Here is a 21317-nt window from a genome sequence, read left to right as displayed (position 1 = left end):
CGCACGCCCGGGCTGGCGGATGCGAGCGGCGTGCCCTACCCGCCGGTCGTTGAGCGAGCGCAGCGAGTCGAAACGCGTTACCAGCGGTAGTGCGCGAAGGCGCGGTTCGACTCGGCCATCTTGTGGGTGTCCTCGCGGCGCTTGACCGCGGCACCGAGGCCGTTCGAGGCGTCGAGGATCTCGTTCTGCAGACGCTCGGTCATCGTCTTCTCACGACGACCCTTCGCGTAGCTGACGAGCCAGCGCAGCGCGAGGGTGTTCGCGCGGTGCGGCTTGACCTCGACCGGCACCTGGTAGGTCGAGCCACCGACGCGGCGGCTCTTGACCTCGAGGGTGGGGCGGACGTTGTCGAGCGCCTTCTTGAGCGTGGCGACGGCATCCTGGCCGTTCTTGGCCTCGACGCCCTTGAGGGCGTTGTAGACGATCGACTCGGCGAGCGACTTCTTGCCGTCGACGAGGATCTTGTTCACCAGCTGGGTGACGATCGGAGCACCGTAGACCGGGTCGTTGACGACGACGCGGCGAGGTGCGGGTCCCTTGCGAGGCATCGGACTCAGCCCTTCTTGGCGCCGTAGCGGCTACGGGCCTGCTTGCGGTTCTTGACGGCCTGGGTGTCCAGGGCGCCGCGAACGATCTTGTAGCGGACACCGGGGAGGTCCTTGACACGGCCTCCACGGACGAGCACGAGCGAGTGCTCCTGCAGGTTGTGGCCCTCACCCGGGATGTAGGCCGTGACCTCGGTGCCGTTGCGGAGCTTCACACGGGCGACCTTGCGCATGGCCGAGTTCGGCTTCTTGGGCGTGGTCGTGTAGACGCGGGTGCAGACACCCGCCTGCTGGGGGTTCGACTTCAGGGCGGGAGCCTTGGTCTTGGTGACCTTCGGCGAGCGACCCTTGCGAACCAACTGCTGAATGGTTGGCACGTTCTCTCCTTGTAAGTCCGTGCGGTCTTCTCGTCCGCACGGGTGCTGCACGGTGACAGCGATGGTGGTTTCACCACAGATCCACCGGCGCGGCGGTGTGCCGAGCGTGTGTGGTGGATATGCCGTGGGGGCGGCCTGTTCGCAGACCGGTCCCGCTGTGTGCACCCGCCCCCTCCGCAGGCCGTGGCACGGCGGAGGGCGCGCATACGCGCACACCCGGTCAATACTACGCCGTATGACGAACTCGGGCAAACGCGCCCGGTGAGTCGCCGCACGGCCCACGGATGCCGTCGCGCGGGCCCCCGCTCAGTGATCGAGACGCTGCAGATGGAACTCCTCGTCGCCCAGGAAGAAGCGCTCGCCGGCGTCGATCTTCGATCCGGGTTCGACCTCGACCTCCTCGCCCATCAGCGTGCGCACGAGCACGCCGTTGGTCGAGGCCAGATCGGTGATGGTCCACACGTCGTCGTGGCGTTCGAGGCGCGCGTGCGTCTTCGAGACGGTGAGCGCCTCCCCCGGCACCGCGACGAGCTGCGCGCGCGGGAAGGCGGCGTCGCCGGAGGGTCGGCGCCCCAGGATGACGATGTCCGAGGTGATCGGCACGGGGGCGCCCGAGACCGGGACCAGCTGCCAGGTGGGCTTGCGGGCCCGGCGCGTGATGATCGTCTGATCGAGGTCGTCGTCGCCCGAGTCCCCGCGGCGGTGCTGGGCGGCGACGGCGCCCGCGGCCGAACGGGGCGACCCGGCGGCGGGCGAGCCGATGACCGCGGAGACCTCTCCCGACAGCTCCGGGAACCCGTCGGGCTCGTTCGGGGCGACCGCGAACGCCGGCCACGGGCGGGCGCGGCGCAGCTCGGGTTCCGGCGCATCCGAGGACGGCCGGGCGGCGGCCGGCGGGGCGGCATCCGTCGCGGGCTCGGGCTCCCCACGGCGGGCGGGCGCGGGCTCGGGCATGGCGGCACGGGCCGCCGCCTCCGCCGCCGAGACGCGCTGGACGGGCGCATCCGCCGGCGCGGCCGCCTGCTCCGACGGCGACGGCAGCGCCGTGCTGCGCCGGCCCGGCACGAAGTCGATGGGGGCGTCCTCGGTCACCGGCGGCATCGCGTGGCGCCACCCGGCGCCCGAGCTCGGCGGGAACGGCGACGGCGCGATCGCCGAGACGTCGTCGATCTCCGACGGCCATGCGTCGTCGTCGGAGGGAGGGCCGGCCTCGGCGGACGAGGCGACGACGGCCGCGGCGGACACGGGCGCGGGCGCCGCGGGGCGCGTGGCCGCCGTCGGCGGGGAGGCGGCGGGCGACGGGCCCTCCGCGGCGGCGGGCTCGGGGGACGCCGCCGGGGCATCCGCGACCGACGCATCGGGGACGAGAGGGGCATCCGCCGGGCGGTCGTCGAGGACGGACGCCGCCGACTCCGGCGGCGCGGTCGTCGTGTCGGGCGGGGTCCACTGCGCGGCCGGCGCGGAGGGCGGCGGCGCGAACAGGCGGACCAGGTCGTCGTCGGCCTCGTCCACGTCGGCGTCCGCGCGGCCGCGCGCGGGGTCGGCATCCGGGGCGGCGGCATCCGTGGGCGCGGCCAACGGCGGCTCCGGGACGAACGGCCCCGTCGGCAGCACGGAGACCACGACCGGCGCGGGCGATGCGGGTTCGGCGGCGAAGACGCCGCCGAGGGTGGCGGCGCGCGACGCGCCCTCGGAACGCGATCCCCCGGCGCGGGCACCCAGCCAGCGGGCCGGACCGAAGCCGAGGATGCTCGCCCAGACCACGAACAGCACGGCGGAGACCACGGTCATGCCGGCGCCGTACCCGAATCCGGGGTTGATGCGGTGCGCGGCGACGATCAGCAGCACCCAGACCGCGACGGGGCCGAGGACCGGGACGAGCAGGAGCAGGATCAGCCAGGGACTGAAGCCGCCCCACGCCAGCACCGTCGCCTGATTGAAGAACGGCACCCAGCCCTTCCAGGCCTCGTCGCCCATCTTCCGGAACATGGCCGCGAGCGCCAGGGCCGTCCAGACGTACAGGGCGAGCCCGACGCCGACGGCGACCAGGCCCAGCAGGGCGCCGACGGAGTCGCCGATGGGTGCGTTCATGCGGTGCGCCGCGGGCGGGATGCCGCGCGACTCCCCCTCTCGAAGTGTGACCGGAACGATCGCGGGACGAACGATCTCAACGATACGGCCGCACGGAGCCGGCGCCACCGGGTCGGTGCGAGCGCGGTGCGTTCCTCGTCGACGATCCGCCAGAACGCATCGGCCTCGTCCGCGTCGATCACGCGCGCAGAGAACACCGCTTCGTCCGCGGCGCGCGCGAGGCCGCCGGCGGACGGGCGCGACAGCGCGGCGGCGATCTCGGTGCGCGTCGCGGCGGCCGGCAGCGGACGGCGCGCGTCGGTCGCCGCATCCAGGTACTCGTCCCATCCGCCCGCGATGCGCGCGGCCGGAGCCTCCTGCCGGCGGCGGCGACGACGGCGCACGGCCTTGGCGATCACGATCGCGAGGAAGGGCCCCGCCAGCACCAGCAGGACCGCGAGCACACCGCCGGCGACGCCCAGCGCCGTCCACAGTCCACGCAGATCCAGAGCGTCGGAGCGGTCGGCGGGGGCGGCGGTGTCCTCCTGCGCGGGACGCTGCGGCTGCACCTCGTCGACGCCGTCGGGACGCACGGAGGTCGCGATCTGCGGGTCGGGCTGCTCCGTCACCTCGCGCTGCGGGGGGCGGGTGTGCTGCGGGGTCACGTCGACGGGGATCCACTCCCCCGTCGACGCGCGCACCTCGACCCAGGCCGACACGTCGCCGGCGCGGCACGCCCCGTCCGTGCACGCGGCGGCATCCGGATCGGTCGACGACAGACGCGTGCCCACGACGATCCGCGCCGGGAAGCCGAGCTCGCGGGCGATGAGCGCGACGGCCACGGAGAACTGCTCGTCGTCGCCGACGGCGGCCACGAGGTCATCGGATGCCGCGGCGGCCGGGTCGGCCTCACGGGCCAGCAGCGCCGTGAACATGTCGTCGATGCGGGCGAGCGAATGGCCCGACGCGCTCGGGGCGAAGCGGTACCCGCCGGCGGCGGACAGCTCGCGCATCCAGGCGGCGCCGCCGTCCTGGCCCGTGAGGGCATGGCTGAGGTAGCCACGCTCCCGCAGCAGGGCGACGAGCCCCTCCAGGGCCGCGCCTCCCGTGCCGGTCGCGTGCTGCTGGACCCACGTGCGCAGGCTCGCCGGAGCCGCCGGCTCGCCGCCCGCGGCATCCGACGCTCCGCTCGCGGCGGACTGCCCGCCCGGCGCCGACACCGAGGCCAGCGCCGGCGCCGGCGGCACCGCGGCGCGCAGACGGTACTCGTCGCCGTCCTGCCAGGGGGCCGTCTCGACAGCGGCGTCGCGCGCGTCGCTCACGTAGAACCCGTCGGCGAGCACGCCGGCGCGCGGGCCCGTGAACGAGACGGATGCCACGACGCCCGCCGACGGCATCCAGAGCCCGTCCAGCGCCCCGATCGAGAAGACGGCGTCAACGGGGGCGCCGGCCGCCATCGGGCGCGCCGACGCGAGGCGCACGAACGGATCGCCGGCGGCGTCGGTGCGGAAGACGGCGCCGTCGTAGGCGTCGAGGACCGCCAGCCGCACCCGGTCGGGGACGGCGTCGCCGGACACGCGGAAGAGCTCCTCGTCGATGCGCGCGTCCGCGAACAGGGCGCGGTACGAACTCAGGGGGCTGACCGCGCGCGAGATCTCCTCCCGCGGGCCGGTCACGCCGCGCAGCACGTCGCGCTGATCGGGGGCGGCGACCGCGGGGACGGCGAGCGCCGCGACCGTGGCGATCGCAACCATGCCGGCCCCCAGCGCCGCACGCCGCAGCGCGGGCCCTCGCCCGCGGGTCGTCGCCGCACCGAGGCGCGCGCCCGCGTCGTCGGCCGCACGCCGCAGGGCACGCCGCCGCCCGTCGCGCGTGCGCCACGCCAGCCACAGCACGCCGCTGAGCAGGACCCCCGCACCCACGGCCGTCTCGACCGGTGCGCGAAGCGTCACCGCGCCGACGACGAGCGGCGCGCTCACCTCGGCACGCCCGAACAGCAGTCCGAACGCCGCCATCGCGATGGCGACCGGCACGGCGAGGACCGCGAGCGCATCCGTGCGCCAAGCGAGCAGCAGCACGCTGGCGGTGCCGACGAGGAAGACGACGAGCGCGGGGACGAGGAGGTTGCGGTAGGAGCCGACGGGCAGCTCCACGGTCAGCAGGTCCTTCCACCCCCACAGCACACCGGCGCCCAGCTCGCCGAGTCCGTGCACGACGTCCTCCGCGGAGCCGGTGCGAGCCGGCACGGCCAGCGGCACGCCCACGATCAGGATCGTCGCGGCGAGCAGGCCCGCGGCGGCCCACCCGCTCCAGCGCCGCCACGCCACGAGGGCCGCGACGGCCGCCGCGAGCACCGCGGCGACGGCGACGAGCAGCAGGAAGGCCGGCGAGCGGTAGAGGGGCCAGGCCGCCACCGCGGCGAGCACCACCGCCACGAGCGCGTAGATCCCGCCGGCGACGATCCTCATGAGCGTGCGCCTCTCAGCAGCAGCCCGGCGAGGTCCTCGATCGTGCCGATCGTGAGCACGGTCAGCGGACCGGCCGCCTGCGTGCGCGGATGCGCGCGCTCGTCGCAGACGACCGCGATCACCGCGGCATCCGCGGGGAAGGCCAGGGCCGCCAGACGCAGCGTCGCCAGCCCCACCCCGGAGCCCGCCACGAGGACGACGACGGACAGCCGCTCGTTCGCCTCCGCGGTGAGGCGACAGACCTCGGGGAAGGACATCGTCTCGGTGAGGCGCTCGACGCCGCTGAAGCCGTCCAGGACCACGCGCGGCGAGCCGGCGGGGATGTGCCGGATCGCGCGGAGGCGGCCGCGGACGACGCGCGGGATCTCGGCACCGACGACGATGTCGAGGTCGCGCGCGTCGTGCACGGCGCGCAGGGCCAGGGAGCCGGCCGCGCTGACGGCCAGCTCGAACTCGTCGTCCGAGGCGTACTCGCCCGCCGCGAGGCCGAGCACGACCGCCATCCGCGACCGCCGAGATTCCTCGTACTGGCGCACCATGAGCCGGCCGGTCTTGGCGGTCGACTTCCAGTGGATCTGGCGGCGGGCGTCTCCGGGCGCGTACTCGCGGATGGCGTGGAAGGACATGTCGGCGTCGACGAGCCGCCGCGTGGCACTGCCGTCGAGGTCGCGGATGAGGCCCGCGCTCGACGAGGGGACGGCGACCGTGCGGGGGTGCACGAACAGCTCCTGCACCTCCTCGAACGCGTGCTCCCGGCGCAGCAGGCCGAGGGGATCCGAGCGGATCGTGGTCGCGGGTCCGATGCGCACGACGCCGCGGCGCTGAGGGGGCAGCTCCAGGGCATGCCGCGACACGGCGCCGGGGGCGAGCAGCGGGACGCCGAACTCGACCAGGCCCGCCCCGATCGGCACGTCGATGCGCCCCGGAAGGGCCGTGCGCGACCCGACGTTGCGCACCTCGACCGTCGCCCGGGCGGGAGTTCCGGCCACGACCCGCAGCCGGTCGAGCACGAGGCCCACCTCGTACGCCCGTGCGTTCAGCAAGAAGGGGATGCCGAGGATCAGGAGCGTCAGGGCCGCGACACCCGCGACGATCGCCTCGACCCAGCCGAAGGCGATGCCCGCGGCGAGTCCCGCCGTGGCGGCGAGGATCACCAGCGCGCCCGCGGGACGAACGGTCGCGCGCGCCCACTGGACCACGACGTGCGCGCCGGCGCGCACGGTCGTCCACGCGCGCGACGCCCGCAGCGCCGCGCCAACGAGGCGACGGCCGCGGCGCGCGGTGACCTCCGTGCGCTCCCCGGTGAGGCCCCCGGCCGACGTCCGGGTGAGCCGCGATTCGGCCGGCAGGGCGCGGCTGTCGCCGAGCGTCACACCGGCTCCCGGCGGGTGGGCGGCGCGACGTCGAGCAGCACCTGCCCGACCACGGCCTCGGGCGTGACCCCGTCGAACTCGGCCTCCGCGTGCAGGATGAGGCGGTGGGCGAGGACCGGCACCGCCAGACGCTTCACGTCGTCCGGGGTGACGTAGGTGCGGCCGTGCGAGGCGGCGCTGGCCCGCGCCGCGCGCGTGAGCGCGAGGGCGCCGCGGATGCTCACCCCGAGGCGCACCTCGTCCGCGGCGCGCGTCGCGTCGACGATCCGGGCGATGTAGTCCAGGACGAGCGCGTCGACGTAGACGTCGGCGGCGAGCTCCGTCATCCCGACCAGCGCGCCGGGGGTGATCACGGCGGGCAGGTCCGCGATCGGCACCGCGGCGCGGTCGAGGATGCGCACCGTCGCCGCGTGGTCGGGGTAGCCGAGCGCCGTCCGCAGCAGGAAGCGGTCGAGCTGCGCCTCGGGCAGCCGGTACGTTCCGGCCTGCTCGACGGGGTTCTGCGTGGCGAGCACGAGGAACGGCGCGCCGACCGTGCGCGAGACGCCGTCGATGGTGACGCGCCCCTCCTCCATGACCTCCAGCAGGGCGGCCTGCGTCTTGGGGCTCGCCCGGTTGATCTCGTCGGCGAGCACGATGTTGGCGAAGATCGGACCGGCGTGGAAGTCGAAGGTCCCCGTCTTCTGGTCGTACACGGTGATGCCGGTGATGTCGCCCGGGAGGAGGTCGGGCGTGAACTGGATGCGCGTCGTCGTGCCCTGGACCGACTGCGCGACCGCGCGCGCGAGCGACGTCTTGCCCGTGCCCGGGACGTCCTCGATGAGCACGTGCCCCTCGCTCAGCATCGCCGTGAGCACGAGCTCGACGACGTGGCGCTTGCCGAGGACGGCGCGCTCGACGTTGTCGGCGAGCTGCGCGAACGTCTGCGCGAACCAGGTCGCCTGCTCGGTGGTGATCGTCATGGGGGACTCCGTGGGGGTCAGCCGGCCGGGTCGGGCGCGGTGGAGGGCGTGCAGCGGGTGGACAGTTCTGCGGTGGCCGGCGACAGGTTCCAGCCCTGGCCGGACCAGTCGACGACGACCTGGATGCCGGCGACGCGCGCGGCATCCGCCGGCACCGTCCACGGGTCGGCGCCGGGGGCGATGAGCGCGTCGTTGCGGTCGTAGTAGCGGATGGCGGCGGCGTCGAAGGCGATGTCGGCGCGCGAGCCGCTCGAGCTGCCCGAGGGCTCGAGCGTCGCTCCGCCCGTGCAGGATCCGAGCGTCCACGAGGCCTGCACCTGGTACGGGGCGCTGCCCGGCGCCGGGGTCACCGCCCCCCAGGCGGACTGCCACCAGCCGTCCTTGTGCTCGTAGCGCACCTCGATCCCGGGGTCTTTGTCGAACACGCTGCTCGGCAGTCCCCGGAAGACGACGTCGTTCTCGTTCGGCGGCGTCTCGGGGGAGGTCGGCGTCTGATCGATCGTCCAGGTCGCCCGGCCGGCGTCGTTCCCGCTGCCGCTGACGTGGGCCGTCGGCCCGACCACGAAGGTGTAGCCGGTGGGCGCGGCGCCGCTCTGCGTGGCGCGCACCTGCTGCGTGACGGTCGCCCGCCCGAACGACGTCCCGTCGTACCAGGACTCGACGCAGAGCACGAAGGTGTACAGCCGCCCGTCCGGAAGGTCGCCGAAGACTCGCCGCGCGCCGTCCTCGCTCGTGCGACAGCTGTCCGCCGAGACCGGACCGTCGGCGGCGGGCGGGCCGTCCACGCGCACGATGCCGTAGCGCACGCGCGCGTTGTCGCCGCCCGGCGACGCCGTGCCGACGGCGGTGATGTCGACCCGGCCGCCGCCGACGTTCACCGCCGTCAGGCTCAGCGCCGCCCCGGTGGGCGCGCCGATGCCGTAGGCCTGTACCGTCATGCTCCCGATCGCGGGGCCGGGAAGGCCCGGGGGGACGGCGTAGCGGGAGACCGGGGTCACCGTGACGGGCGTCGCGGTGTTCGCGCCGACGCGGAACGTCGGGACGGACACCTGGGTCTGATCGGCGGCGACGGCGATCGTGCGCGTCTCGCCGGAGGGGCTCGAGATCTGCAGCGCGCCGGTGTCGGCGGCATCCACACCGGTGAGCGTCAGCGCCGCGACGCCGCCGTCCGCGCCCGCCACGACGGGGACGGCGCTCCCGCCCGTCGGAGCGGCGGGCGGATCGTAGGCCCACGCGGTGGTGCGCACCGACGTCAGCGAGGCGCCGACGGCGTTGACGGCCACCGCCTCGTAGGAGCGCTGCTCGCCGTTGGGCGCGCTGATCGGCGGGCAGATGCCCTGGGGCGTGCACACCGCGACCCGCTGCCCGCCCTGACGCACCTCGAAGCCGGTGAGAGCCGGATAGGCGGCCTGCGCCGGTCCGGGGTCCACCCGCAGCGTGAGGCTGCCGTCCGCATACGCGGACTGCGCGACGCTGGCCGGCGCGCGGGGGAAGCCCTGCAGGTCGAGGAGGATGCGCCCGTCGCGCGCACTCGCGCTCTGGCGCCCCTGCGCGTCGCGGACCGTGAAGCTCGCCGCGCAGGCCGCACCCGGCGCGTCGTCGGTCCAGCTGGCGACGACGCTCGTCGGCGAGACGACCGCGAACGTGACCCCCGTGCACGCCGCCGCCGGCGCCACCGCGACCACCTGCAACGGCGTGCTCGGCAGCGGGTTGACCTCGCCGTTGGCCCCGATGACGTCGATCGTGCACGAGCTGCCGGCCGCCTGGCTGCACTGCTGCTGCACCGCGCCGCCCTGCGGGAGGGTCGAGGGCGCGGCGCCGACGCGGAGCGAGATGCGGGCGGGGGCGACGCCCGGGTGCGAGGCGACCTGCACCACGACGCCCTCGACGGTTCCGGGAACGGCGGCGTCGCGCCCGCGGACGGTGAGCTGGGCGCCCTGCAACGACACGTCGAAGGATGCCGGTGTGCCGTCGATCCGGTAGACGATCGCCTCGGGACGGCCCTGCCAGGTCGTCATCGCGCCGAGGTCGAACACCTGGGTGTCGCCGGGGGCGACCTCGAGGGCCGCCGGCGACAGCCGCGGCTGGGGGTCGAGCGGGGTGACGACCACCGCGATCGACAGCACGGTCCACGTCGACTGGCCGGACAGCCGGACCGGCACGAGGCAGGCGTCGGTCCAGGGGGCGTCCGCGCCCGCGGTGTAGCGCAGCGTCGTGCCCGACACCACCGTGCACGTCGCGGCCGCACGCGCACCGGAGGCGCGCACCTCGTCGGACATCTCGAGCGTGCGCCCGCGCGGCACCGCGACGAGCGTGCTCACGTCGACGTCGGCCTGGCCGTTCTCCCCCACCGTCAACGGCGGCGACCCCGGCCGGAGGGCGAGCGGGGCGTCGGCGACGGCGGGGATCCGCAGGAACGCGTAGGTGGTCACCGGTCCGGCCGCGGTGGGGCCGGTGACCGAGAACGCGATGAGGTGCGCGCCGTCGTCCACGCTGCCGCGCAGGCGGGTGCCGTCGACGGTGATCCCGGCCGGGGCGCCCCACAGCCCGACCGTGAGCTCGGCGGTGTCGCCGCCGGACCACACCGCCTTGCCGGCGAGCACGTCGATGCCGCGGGCCAGGTCGTCGCGTCCGTCGGCGCTGAGCACGGTGTCGGAGACGACCGGGAAGTCGGCGACGCGCTGGGCGACCACCTTCACGACGATGAGGCCGCGGGCGGTGTTGCCCGACGAGGAGACGACGTCGTACAGGAAGGACATCGTCCCCGGCGACGCGCCGGCGGCGATCGTCAGCGCGTCCTCAGTCTGCGCGACGATCCGATCCTGCAGCCGTGCGAACTCAGCGGTCGGCGTGCCGTCGAGCGCGAACTCGGGCACGTCGGGGCGCACGCGCTCCAGCGTGAGACGCCCCTGCAGGGGATCGATGTCGTTCGCGAGCGGATGCACGCGGATGACGTTGCCGTCACCGGCCTGCACCTGCACGTAGTCGGTGTAGGTGACGGGGGCGGGGCTGGCTTCGCCGTCGAGCACTCCCACCCGCACGGTGCCGATGCCGCTCCGACCCGACGGGTCGACGACGCGATAGGTGAAGGAGTCCTGCCCGGAACTGCCGGCGACGCTCGAGTAGACGATCGACGCCCCGTCCGCGGAGATCACGGCGGAGCCGTGCGCCGGCTGGTCGACGATGCGGTCCAGCCGCACGACGTCGCCGTCGGGATCCATGCCGAAGCCGCTGAACGGGATGGTCGTCGACAGGCCGCTGAGCACACGGCCGGACAGGGTGCGCGGCAGCGGATCGCGGTTGCTCTCGTCGCCCGCGACGCGGATCCGGACCGTCGCGATGTCACCGAGCGCCGGGGCTCCGGTCGTGAACGCGCGGTACTCCACGGTGTAATCGCCCGGCGTCGTCGGCGCCAGGTAGCGCAGCACGTCCCCGGCCGCGAAGGCGAGGGCGTCGGGGCTCGACGAGACGATCGACTCGGGGTCCAGCCGCGGCCGGGTCCCGACGGCGGCGACGTCGTTGTCGAGCACCGGGATGTCGATCTGCGAGCCGGCGCGGACGACCACACGGTCATCGACCGCGATCGGCGCCTGCTCGTCGGCGGGGGGCAGCAGGTACACGGTGGCCTCGCCGATCACCGACGAGCCGTCGTCGGTCGTCCCGTCGCCGACGCGGTACGAGACGGTGCCGAGCAGCCCCGACTCGCCCGAGGGCGTCGTCCCCGACACCCGCAGCTGACTCTGGGCCACGATGTCGGCGGACAGCGACGCTCCGGTCGCCGGACGGATGATCGGATCGCTCAGCAGCAGCACGCGCCGCGTCGGGTTGGTCACCGCGGCCAGCACGTCCACCGTCGCATCCGCCTGCGGCCGGACGAAGGCGACGACCGGCGCGGTCGACAGGTTCGCGGCACCCGCGGCATCCAGGAGTGTGAGGCGCACCGTGCCGGTCGCCTCGCGTCCGCCCGCCGAGACGGTGACGGCCACGCGGTAGGCGCCCGGGGATGCCGCGGCGAAGTCGAACGTCGTCGAGCCGCCGACGACCGTCGCCGTCGCGGCGGCGTCGTCGAGCACGCGCGCCGCCGTGAGGGTGAGGTCACCCGCCGTGCCGGTCACGTGCGGCGCGACGTCCACCGACACGCGCGAGCCGGCCACGTCGACGACGGCGAACGACTGCACGACCGGCTGCGCGTCGTCGCGGATGCGGATCACGAGCTGCCGCGTCGCCGTGGCGCCGCGGACGTCGGCCACGGTCACCGTGACCGACGCGGCCTGCTCGCCCTCGACACCCGTGTCTTGGTGCTGGAAGACGACATCGCCCTCCGGCGTCGTGGCGACCTGCCCGAGCCCGGAGTCATCGGTCGCCGACAGCAGGAGCACGGGATCGCCCTCGGGATCCACCCAGTCGCCGAGGACGGGCACGCTGACGGTTCCGCCGGGGGCCACCTCCGGGCTCGGCCAGTCCTGCCGGCACGCCTCCACGCCGCACCAGACCGGGGCGGAGTTGTCCTCGTCGGAGACCGCCCGCAGCGTCACGGTCGCCGGCGGCGACAGCAGCCCGTCGGCGGTGGTCCCGTCGGTGACGGCGTAGGAGAAGGCGGCGGTCCCCGACGCTCCCGGCGCGACCCGCACCGCCAGGCGCTGGCGGTCGTCGGTGGTCGTCACCGTTCCGAAGGCCGGGTCCAGCCCCGTGACGGATGCCGGATCGACGGCGAGCACGTCGTCGTTCGGATCGTGGTCGTTCAGCAGCACCGGCAGGCTCACGAGGGCCCCGGGGCGCACCCCGAAGGCATCGTCCTGGGCCACCGGCGGACGCGGGTCGATGACCGGCGGCGGCTTCTGGTCGTTCGTCTTCGGGGCGGTCTGGACGTCGTCCTCGATGTCCCAGTTCTGACTCGACGGAAGGAGCCGCCCGTCGGGCACCGACCACACCCACCCGGATCGGGCGTCGTTGAGGACGACGCCGTCGCCGGCATCCACGAACACCGGTCGGCGCTGCGATCCGAGCCCCTGCCCGGCGTAGTCCAGCGGCACGTCCGCGCCGGTCGAGGTCCACAGCGTGCCGCCACGCGTGCCCTCGCCGAGCCACGCCGCGCTCACGACGCCCTCGCGGACGACGGGGCGCGCCGGCGTGCCGCGCGAGGTCGTGCTGTCACCGAACACCCGCTCCGCGCCGTCGCCCGACACCGGGATCCGCACGAGCCCGGACTCGTCGGCGACGTACACCGCGTCGCCGTCGGCCGAAGCACGCCCCACCGCCGTCGCTCCGGCGATCGGCACGCGTCCGCTCCCGCCGCGCGTCCAGAACCGCCCCGCGTCCGCCCCGCCCGTCTCCACGAGCACCCAGTCGTCGCCGGCGCCCGTGAGCACGGGCCGCTCCACCGTGGCCGCGACGGTGTCGGTGGCCAGGACGCTCCCGGTGGCGGCGTCGATGCGGGCCACCGTGCCGGCACTCGCGGAATAGCTGAAGACCGTGCCGCCCGATTCGGCGGCCACCGCCACCGAGGCCGCCACGTCGACCGCCGCCGCCGGTCCCGCCGACAGCCTGCCCACGAACACCGTCCCCGCGTCGGTGCGGTAGGCGACGATGTCGCCGGAGGCGTCCATGTCGGCGGTCCCCGCCGGCGCCGCCGTCGCCGAACGCAGGCCGTCCGCATCGAGATCGACCGGCGCGGCGTCGTCGATCCGCACGACCTTCGCGTCGCTGTCGGTGAACATGTAGGCGGCGTCGGCGGCGCCGACGATCCGGCTCGGGTTGCTGACGGCGCGCACGGTGTCGATCTCACCGATCGCGGTGTTCACGCGGGCATAGCGCAGGGAGTCGGCCTGCAGCACCCACGCCGTGGTCTGACGCGGCGGCGTGCGCTGGGCGTCCAGGCCCGGCCAGACCACGCTCACGCCGGCGATGAGCGCCAGCGCCGCGCCCGCGGCGGCGAGGCCCACGACCGTCCCGCGTTTCATGGGCCGATCACCGTCCACAGTGCGGCCCCGGCGGCGAGGAGCCCGCCCACCGCGACGATCGCGCCGACCACGGAGAGCACGATCACGCGCGGGGACCACAACCTGCGCGGCTCCGAGGCGCTGAGCCCGGTCGCGTCGTCCTCGGCGCTGGGGGTGCGGCGCGCGACGGCATCCGTCGGAACGCGGCGCCGGCCCTCTGCCACGCGGCTGCGGGCCGGGCCGCGCGCGGACACGTCGGTGAAGTCGACGGCGTCGGATGCCGGCATCCACTCCTGGGTCGGCACCTCCAGCGGCGTCGGCGCGAGTCCGACCGACCGCTGCACGTCGCGGATGGCTTCACCGAACGCGCTCGCCGACGCGTAGCGACGGTCGGGATCGCGGGTCATGGCCGTCGCGAGCACCTGCTGCAGCGCGTCGGGGACGTCGGGGCGCGGGATCGGGACGAAGGTCGCGCGAGCGATGCGGCGCCGCATGAGCTCGCGGGTGTTCTGCTCCTTCTCGCGACGCTCGAACGGGCTGTGCCCGGCGAGCAGGGAGTACACGGTCGCGCCGAGGCTCCACACCTCGCTCGCGATCGTGCCGCCGCTGTGCTCGGCGACGACCTCGGGCGCGCTCCACGGGATCGACATCGCGAGCACGTCGGAGGCCGCGCTGCGCTGCAGCGACGACGAGATGCCGAAGTCGGCCAGGACCGCCGACCCGAAGCTCGTGACGAGGATGTTGCTCGGCTTGATGTCGCGGTGGATGAGCCCCGCCCGGTGCGCGGACTCCAGCGCTCCCGCCAGGCGCACGGCGACCGCCATCACCTCGTCGACCGGCATCCGCTCGATGCGGTAGCGCTGGGCGAGCGAGCCGGGGCAGTACTCCATGACGATGTACGGGCGCCCGTCGGCCGAGATGCCCGCCTGGTAGACGGTCACGATGGCGGGATGCGCGGACAGATGCGCGAGCACGTCGGCCTCGGCGTTGAACATGCGCAGCAGATCGGGATCGCGCTCCCCCGCCGGCAGCACCTTCACCGCGACGGCGCGCCGGGGCATGTCCTGCTGATACAGGAAGACGTCGGCGAAACCGCCGGACCCCAGTGGACGCACATAGTCCAGCCCCGGCAGCTGCGGCGGCGCAGACGGGAGCCTGCGCGTCATGGCACCCCTCAGTCATCTCACGGACCCGGTCCCCGACGACGTCGACGACCCGGCCATGCTAACAAAACCCCCGGATAGCCCCTCCGCCGAGCCGCCACGTCCCGGCCGAGCCGCCACGCTCCGGACGGGCCGCGCGGTGGCGGTTCGGCGAACGGATAGCGGGTCGCGGGGGCGGGGGGAGCTACAGGTCGGGCAGGCCGGGGTCGGCGTGCGGGTCGAACGGGGCATCCAGCGAACGCGTGAGCTCCTCCAGCATCGCCGTGATCTGCGGCTCGACGTATTCGGCGATCGCGGCCTGGATGCGCAGCCGGTGGTGCAGCAGCACGGCGCACACCTCGCGACCGACCATGTTCGCGTAGTCGTCGGCGAGACCCACCTCCTGGCGCAGGGCGGCCTTCGCCTCGTCGCTCAGGGGCGGAAGGGCGGGGATGTCGGCGTCCGCCTCCTCGGCGAGACCGCCGATGGTGAACAGGAAGGGCGCCCCGGGAACGGGATCGGGATCCATCGGCAGGCCCTCGAACTCGGGGTCCAGGCCCTCCGCGGGACGGTAGCTGCGGGCGCGGTTGCGCGCCGCCTGCTGGTCGAGCTCGGCCTGCAGCATCGGGAGGTTGCGGGACGTGTAGTCCGCGACCGCGTGGTCGACGATGGTCTTGATGCGGGTCGACAGCCCATGCTGCACACCGTGCGGGACGTCGGAGCCGAGACCCGCCGCCGACAGCACCGGCGAGCCGAAACAGCGCCGGCACGGCGCGACGCGGCCCCGATGCGTGGAGGGCTCCCAGCGCGGCAGCCAGCGCAGCCACGCGTCCACCGCCTGGCTGACCTGGGTCTCGATCGACCGCTCCACGGGTCCATTGTCGCGGTTCCGGGCCGTTCCCGGCGGATTTGCGTCGCGGCATCCGCCGCAGGCGCTGTCGAATCCTGCTCGGAGGACGCCGCGAGGGTGTGCGCGGCGTCGCCGGCCGCGCAGGGCTCAGTCCTCGTCGCGCTCCCACGGCCAGCGCGGACGATCGGCACCGGTGCGCACGAGGGCGACGGCGACCCAGCCCGCCACGAGGGCGGCGGATGCCAGGACCACGGCGAACCACGAGGTCGCGAACCCGCCGATCGCAGCCGCGGTGCGCGCGGCATCCGTACCCCCGAGCACCGCCCCGACCAGCACGCCGAGAAGATAGGCGAGGAACGTCGCGACGACGACCGTGAGGACGGCGACGTACCGCGGTCGGGCCGGCCGGACGGCGAGCCACGTCGTCGACGCGAACGCCGCGAGCGCCAGCACCGCACCGCCCACGCCGGGCAGCTGCCCGAGCCCTGTCACCGGGAGCACCTCGGCGCCGCTGAACAGGCTCAGCATGCCGAACCCGGCGATCAGCAGCGCGAAGAAGCCCACGACGGCGAACGCCGTCGCGATCGGGGGCGCGACGCCGCCGCCGTCTCCGGCGCGGGGATCGCGCGACCCCGACATCAGCTCTGGTGCAGTCGCGGGCCCGCCTCGAGCGTGCGCTCGTACTCGCGCTGCGCCTCGTCGTTCAGCTCCGTCACGCGCTTGCCGCGCGCGGCGACCCAGGCGCCGAACCAGATCGTGAGCTCGCGGCCGAGCACGAAGGCGACGATCGCGAGCGGCGCCAGCAGCTGGCCCTGGACGAGATCCGCACCCTGTCGCGCCGTCAGCGTCCAGAACGGGGCCTGGAACAGCTGCCCCAGCAGGTGGCCGGCGTACGCCACGACGCCCACGAGCAGACCGAAGACCACCCAGTGACCCCAGCGGCCGCGGTTGATGATCGCGCCCAGCAGCCAGAACCCGAGGAAGAAGACGACCACCGGCACCCACAGCCACCACGACTGAACGGCCGCGAGCGCCGCCGTGCCGATGTTGGCTCCCGTGACGTCACCCGTGATGGCCTTCAGTCCGAGGGCCGCGCCGAGGTACAGCACCCCGAAGGAGACGGCGGCGAGCAGGCCGATCGCACCGGCCGCACCGCGGTTGCCGCGCAGACGCGGCGGCTCGGGGGCCTGGACGAAGATCGGCTGCGGCGCCGGCGCCACGACGGGAGCGACGGGCTCGGCGACGACGACGGTCTCCGCCGCGGCGCCGGAGTACGCACCGGGCACATAGGCCTCATCGACCGGGTCGTCGGCGTACGAGGAGCCGTAGACCGGGGCGGCGGGCGCCGTCTCGGCCGCGGCGACGGTCTCGGGGGCGTCGCGGGGAGCGTCCGCGACCGGGGCGGCAGGCGCGGCGGGAACCTCGGCGTCCGCGGGCTCAGCCGACACGACGGGCTCGTCGACCGCGGCCTCCCGAGAGGCGGCCTCCGCGTCGGCGAGGCCGGCATGGGCGCTCGCGACGGCGTCGTCCACCGACGTGGTCTCGACCGGGGTCGGCTCCTCGATCGGTTCGCCGTACTTGGGGTCGCTCATGGCGTGTGCTCCTCACGCGGGACGTGTGCCGCCGCACAGCGAGCGTAACCCGCACCCCGCGCGCCGGAGCGGAGCCATGCCGACGTGTCTCGACCCCCGGCGCCTGTGGGCCGCCTATCGTGAGCGCATGACCGTTCGCCCTCGCCTCGCCGCCCTCGGCCTCACGCTGCTCGCGGTCACGGGTCTCAGCGCCTGCGCCGGCGTGCCGGACGGCGGCGCCACGACCTCGGGCGCGACGGCCAGCGCGGCCCCCGCGACCCCCTCTCCCGCGCTGACCCTCGCCGCGTTCCCCATGGGCGCCTCGACGTCCACGACCGCGCTGCCCGCCGACCTCCCGCAGGGATGCCGCGACATCCTCACGGCGACGGTGCTGAAGGAGCTCGAGGGAGTACCGCTGAACGCGGACGGGATGGGCGGCGGCATCCGCTCCGACAGCACCCGGGTGTGCGTCTGGGGTGAGCCCGGGGCGGTCGCCACGCGGCTCGTGACCCTCATCGGCTACTCCCCCGATCGTGAGGCGCGCGACGCCCTCTACGCCCTCGGCAACGACGGCTACACGTGCTACGAGCCGCACGGCGGCATCCGTTGCGAGAAGACCTGGCAGTCGCCGACGCTCGCCGTGGAGGAGGGACGCACCCTGTTCTACCGCGACGGCGTCATCGTCGACACGCAGTACTCCAACCTCGCTCCCGCCGGCTACACCGACGCGGTCATCGACGCGCTGTGGCCGCCGGCGGGATCTCCGCCGCGGACGAGCGCCCCGACGCCCAGCCCGACGCCGACGCGGTAGCCGTCATCCCTCCCACGCGCTGAGGGCGCCCCACCGATCGTCCCGGTGACGGTTTCGTCGCGCCTCCCGCATCAGCACGGTGGCCGCCCGGTCGCGGGGGTTGTGGGCGACCCACGTGTCCACGGCGCCCTGGACCCAGTCCGTCGCCCCCAGTGCGGGGAAGTACAGCAGGTGTTTCAGGAGCGACCGGGCCTCGGGGCGAGTCCCGTGCACCCGCAACCACGACCGCACGGGGTCGAGCACCCAGGCGGCGCGCCGGTAGTCGGCGTCGTAGAGCAGGGCTCCGAGGAGCTCTCGAGCACCGGCATCCATCGTGTGGTCCTGAAGCCACCTGCGCACGGCGTCTTCGACCCACGGCGCGGTGCGCAGCGCCTCCCGTTGGCAGGCACGAGCGAGCAGCGGGCGCGCATCGGCGGACGCACCGTGGTGGTCGAGCCACCGTCGGATGGCGTCGTGGACCCAGGGCACGACATGAAGGTCGTCGTTCTCGAGCAGACGAAGCAGGATGCCGCGGGCGCCCTTCTCCGTTCCGTGGGCCTCAAGCCACCGGCGGGCATCGGAATGCACCCAGTCGGCGGACGCGAAGTCATCCTGCTCGATCACTCGCGCCAGGACGTCGAGCGTGTCGGCGTCGTCGCCGTGCGCGTCGATCCAGGTGCGCAGCGCGGTCTGCACCCACTGCCTCTCGCGCAGGTCGGGCTGCTCGATGAGGCGGGTGATGATCACGCGCGCCTCCGCGGAATCGCCGTAGGCGTCGAGCCAGCGGGACACGGCCGCCTGTGCCCACGGCTGCGTGCGGAGCTGGTTCTGCGCGATGACATTGCCCAGGATGCTGCGGGCTTCTCTCGACGTGCCCCAGACCTCCAACCACGACTCGACCGCGACGCGTACCCACTCTTCGGTGCAGAGCAGACTCTGACCGACCAGTCTCGAGAGAACGCCGCGAGCCTCCGGTGTGCGCCCGTGGAGCGCCAGCCAGGAGGAGACCCACCCTTGAAGTTCATCCGCGGGATACAACGGCGCGTGACCGACGATCTCGGCCAGGACCGTACGCGCATCGACGTCGTCGCCGTTGACCTCGAGCCACCGGGCGGTGCTCTGGCGCACGGTGGGCATCCCAGCCGCCGCGGGGGACTGGACGAGCGTCACGAGGACGCGACGCGCCTGCGGCGCCGCCTCGTTCGCGCTGAGCCACGGGACGATCACAGAGCTGACCCACTCGCTGTCCTGCCGCGTCGCGGTGCCGGCGATCCTGGCGATGAGCATGAGGGCCGACGGCCGGGTGCCGTAGAGAGCGAGCCATTCCTCAACAGCCGACCGAACCCACTCGAGTCGACTGAACTCGACGTTGCCGATGAGCGACGCGAGCACATTCTGCGCCGTCTCTTCGGAGCCGTGGAGCCGGCACCACTCGCGCCAGCAGTCGCCGACCAGCGCGGCGGTGTCCTCCGTCCTCAAGCGAGGATCGAGAAGGAGGCGCAGGACGGCCGCAAGCTCGCCGTCGTTCGTCTGGAGGACGGCGGCCCGCAGGACCGGAAAGGCCGCCTCCGCCCAGCCCCGCAGATAGAGGGAGCGCTCTTGCGGGGTCGCACGCCCGGAGGTGGCGGCATCCGTCGCGTAGCGCTGGAGGTGCAGGAGCAGGCTCGCCGCGGAGGGGAGGTGAGCGGCCACCGAGGTGAACACCACGCCCGCGTACTCGCGGCGCCCGTTCTGGATGTCGCTCTCGACGACCTCCGACATCAGGTGATCCACCACGGTGTCGTGGATCGAGGCCACTTGGCCGTCGGCGACGGCGACCCACCCCGCCGTCACCAGATGATCCAGCGTGCGTCGGGCGAAGAGATCCGGATCGTGCTCGCCCACGGCCTCGCAGACCCCGCTCGCGCCGCGCAGCGCGACATCCGTCGAGGCGGGGGTGGCGGCGACGAGGGCCACCGCGACGCAGAGAGCGGGCGGCAACTCTCTGCGCTCCGCCAGTCGCGCGGTCCGTGTGCCCGCGTAGCCGTCGTCGGCGAACCTCCGGCGCAGCCAGTCACCGAGATCACCGCTGCGAATCGCGGACGTCTCGCTGGCGCGCAGCGGAGCGTCCCGCGCGAGGGCCTCGAGCTGGCGGGCGATGAGGGTCGCGATCATGGGACGCGACCCGACGAGCCGTCGGAACTCTTCGTCCCCCAGCTGAACGGCCGCGGTGGGGGCGACGGACAACGCGATGGCGTGGGAGACACGTTGCTGATGCTGCTCGCTGTTGTCGATGGCCACGATCTCGAAGGGGCCGAGGTCGGGCGATGTCGCGAGCCAGCCGGGGCGCGCCGCGGCGAGGAACGACACCTGGATGCCGTGATCGCGCGCCTCGGGCAGGAGCTGGTCGCGTAGCTCGTGCAGCGCGAACCCGTCGAGCTCATTGGGATAGTCGATCAGGACGAGTACGGGCGCGGTGCTGGCCAGGACCACGGCCTCGAGGTCGCTGACGGTGCTCGACGGCGTGTGCAGGAGATGGATGACATGCCAGCCGGTGCGATGCGCCCGAGCGGCGATCTCGAGGAGCAACCGGGTCTTTCCCGCGCCCCCCACTCCTTTGAGGAGCAGGGCGCAGCCGTCGTCCGAGGAGAGTCGACGCCAGATGTTCTCGCGGTGCGCCGGATGATCCGGTGCGGGGTCGATGTACTCGTGGGCGCCGGCGACCTGGCCGCCGCTGCGACGCTGCAGCAGTGCGGTGTATCGACCGTGACTGGCGAACGCGCGAGACGTGGAGGCGAGCAGGTGCGCGGTCAGCAGCTCCTGAATGACACCGAGCGACGATTGCATCGCCGCCGCGTCGGCGAGCAGCTGACGTTCGGTCCACGAGGCGAAACGGATCGCACTCGCGCGCAGACTCTCACGAAGCGCCGCGCCGATCACACTCGCGTCGGCCGCATCGCGGACCCCGAGCGCGCGCAGCGTGTCGTCGTCGAGATACTCATCGAGGGGCGATGCCGCGCCGGCGCCGAGCCACGCCAGGAAAGAGGGGTGCTTCGCGACTTTCGTCGTGAGCACCGCGGAGGAGGTCCCCGCCGACCGCTCCACGTCCGCGACGACGGCACGGCGGAAAGCGCGATCGGCGAGGGCCTCACGGATCGAGGTCGCGGCCTCGCCGGTGGCCGCCCCCCACCCGAGATTCAATGCCTCGGCGAGATCGAACACCAATCCCATCCGAGATCCTCGCCCTTTAT

General features: G+C 74.1%; 13 protein-coding genes. 1 reads left to right on the top strand and 12 read right to left on the bottom strand.

What is annotated here, in order from left to right:
- Positions 1–77 precede the first annotated feature (77 nt).
- From rpsG to AC1Q49_RS11905, 11 genes are all read right to left on the bottom strand, one after another.
- Positions 78–548, bottom strand: a complete 471-nt coding sequence (gene rpsG, locus AC1Q49_RS11955) for a 30S ribosomal protein S7 (RefSeq protein WP_005050524.1) — start codon at positions 546–548, stop codon at positions 78–80.
- Positions 549–553: 5 nt separating this feature from the next.
- Positions 554–922, bottom strand: a complete 369-nt coding sequence (gene rpsL, locus AC1Q49_RS11950) for a 30S ribosomal protein S12 (RefSeq protein ID WP_017201609.1) — start codon at positions 920–922, stop codon at positions 554–556.
- 306 nt (positions 923–1228) lie between these two features.
- Entirely contained in the window at positions 1229–3013 is a 1785-nt protein-coding gene (locus tag AC1Q49_RS11945; RefSeq protein WP_492492374.1) for a DUF5684 domain-containing protein, read from the bottom strand.
- Positions 3010–5460, bottom strand: a complete 2451-nt coding sequence (locus AC1Q49_RS11940) for a transglutaminase domain-containing protein (RefSeq protein ID WP_492492372.1) — start codon at positions 5458–5460, stop codon at positions 3010–3012. The genes AC1Q49_RS11945 and AC1Q49_RS11940 overlap by 4 nt, the downstream gene beginning before the upstream one ends.
- Positions 5457–6833, bottom strand: a complete 1377-nt coding sequence (locus AC1Q49_RS11935) for a DUF58 domain-containing protein (protein ID WP_101306894.1) — start codon at positions 6831–6833, stop codon at positions 5457–5459. The genes AC1Q49_RS11940 and AC1Q49_RS11935 overlap by 4 nt, the downstream gene beginning before the upstream one ends.
- A complete protein-coding gene (locus AC1Q49_RS11930) occupies positions 6830–7795 on the bottom strand; it encodes an AAA family ATPase (RefSeq protein WP_191009079.1) in 966 nt (321 codons plus the stop codon). The genes AC1Q49_RS11935 and AC1Q49_RS11930 overlap by 4 nt, the downstream gene beginning before the upstream one ends.
- Positions 7796–7812: 17 nt before the next feature.
- Entirely contained in the window at positions 7813–13755 is a 5943-nt protein-coding gene (locus AC1Q49_RS11925) for an Ig-like domain-containing protein (RefSeq protein ID WP_492492370.1), read from the bottom strand.
- Entirely contained in the window at positions 13752–14900 is a 1149-nt protein-coding gene (locus AC1Q49_RS11920; protein WP_060958400.1) for a serine/threonine-protein kinase, read from the bottom strand. The genes AC1Q49_RS11925 and AC1Q49_RS11920 overlap by 4 nt, the downstream gene beginning before the upstream one ends.
- Positions 14901–15081: 181 nt before the next feature.
- Positions 15082–15747 carry a hypothetical protein gene (locus tag AC1Q49_RS11915; protein ID WP_060958399.1) on the bottom strand — a complete coding sequence of 222 codons (666 nt, stop codon included), beginning with the start codon at positions 15745–15747 and terminating at the stop codon, positions 15082–15084.
- Between the two features lie 126 nt (positions 15748–15873).
- Entirely contained in the window at positions 15874–16365 is a 492-nt protein-coding gene (locus tag AC1Q49_RS11910; RefSeq protein WP_101306897.1) for a DUF6121 family protein, read from the bottom strand.
- Positions 16365–17318, bottom strand: coding sequence for an ABC transporter (locus tag AC1Q49_RS11905; RefSeq protein ID WP_101306898.1), 954 nt, complete (start codon positions 17316–17318; stop codon positions 16365–16367). The genes AC1Q49_RS11910 and AC1Q49_RS11905 overlap by 1 nt, the downstream gene beginning before the upstream one ends.
- Before the next feature lie 127 nt (positions 17319–17445).
- On the opposite strand from AC1Q49_RS11905, the gene AC1Q49_RS11900 reads away from it, so the two are divergent.
- A complete protein-coding gene (locus tag AC1Q49_RS11900; protein ID WP_060958396.1) occupies positions 17446–18108 on the top strand; it encodes a hypothetical protein in 663 nt (220 codons plus the stop codon).
- Positions 18109–18111: 3 nt separating this feature from the next.
- On the opposite strand, the gene AC1Q49_RS11895 is transcribed toward AC1Q49_RS11900, so the two are convergent.
- Positions 18112–21297, bottom strand: coding sequence for a hypothetical protein (locus AC1Q49_RS11895; RefSeq protein ID WP_157831645.1), 3186 nt, complete (start codon positions 21295–21297; stop codon positions 18112–18114).
- Positions 21298–21317 lie beyond the last annotated feature (20 nt).

It is taken from the genome of Microbacterium sp. MPR-TSA4, from assembly GCF_058792815.1.
Note: the sequence above shows the minus strand (reverse complement) of the source record. Positions and strands in the feature narration are given on the sequence as shown.

Excerpts from the sequence above, each read along its gene's own strand:
- rpsG (WP_005050524.1), bottom strand. The coding sequence starts at position 548 with ATGCCTCGCAAGGGACCCGCACCTCGCCGCGTCGTCGTCAACGACCCG.
- AC1Q49_RS11945 (WP_492492374.1), bottom strand. The coding sequence starts at position 3,013 with ATGAACGCACCCATCGGCGACTCCGTCGGCGCCCTGCTGGGCCTGGTC.
- AC1Q49_RS11940 (WP_492492372.1), bottom strand. The coding sequence starts at position 5,460 with ATGAGGATCGTCGCCGGCGGGATCTACGCGCTCGTGGCGGTGGTGCTC.
- AC1Q49_RS11930 (WP_191009079.1), bottom strand. The coding sequence starts at position 7,795 with ATGACGATCACCACCGAGCAGGCGACCTGGTTCGCGCAGACGTTCGCG.
- AC1Q49_RS11925 (WP_492492370.1), bottom strand. The coding sequence starts at position 13,755 with ATGAAACGCGGGACGGTCGTGGGCCTCGCCGCCGCGGGCGCGGCGCTG.
- AC1Q49_RS11920 (WP_060958400.1), bottom strand. The coding sequence starts at position 14,900 with ATGACGCGCAGGCTCCCGTCTGCGCCGCCGCAGCTGCCGGGGCTGGAC.
- AC1Q49_RS11910 (WP_101306897.1), bottom strand. The coding sequence starts at position 16,365 with ATGTCGGGGTCGCGCGATCCCCGCGCCGGAGACGGCGGCGGCGTCGCG.
- AC1Q49_RS11905 (WP_101306898.1), bottom strand. The coding sequence starts at position 17,318 with ATGAGCGACCCCAAGTACGGCGAACCGATCGAGGAGCCGACCCCGGTC.
- AC1Q49_RS11900 (WP_060958396.1), top strand. The coding sequence starts at position 17,446 with ATGACCGTTCGCCCTCGCCTCGCCGCCCTCGGCCTCACGCTGCTCGCG.
- AC1Q49_RS11895 (WP_157831645.1), bottom strand. The coding sequence starts at position 21,297 with ATGGGATTGGTGTTCGATCTCGCCGAGGCATTGAATCTCGGGTGGGGG.